We start from the raw sequence: 250 nt of genomic DNA on the forward strand, positions 1-250 counted from the left end.
GCCTATGAAATTGAGCGCATCGCCAAAGCGGGTATCCGCTCGGTGATGACCTTCGGTATTTCGCACCACACCGATGCCACCGGCAGCGATGCCTGGAACGAGAACGGTCTGGTGGCACGTATGTCCCGCATCTGCAAAGATACCGTGCCAGAAATGATCGTGATGTCTGACACCTGCTTCTGTGAATACACCAGCCACGGCCACTGTGGCGTGTTGTGTGATCACGGCGTCGATAACGATGCTACCCTGG

General features: G+C 56.4%; 1 pseudogene. It reads left to right on the forward strand.

Going from position 1 to position 250, the window contains the following annotated elements:
• Positions 1 to 250: pseudogene (locus tag SB756_RS33270) on the forward strand (porphobilinogen synthase); the annotation flags it as partial.

Origin of the sequence: Pseudomonas sp. SIMBA_068, from assembly GCF_046534705.1 — a bacterium.
Lineage (GTDB): Bacteria > Pseudomonadota > Gammaproteobacteria > Pseudomonadales > Pseudomonadaceae > Aquipseudomonas > Aquipseudomonas putida.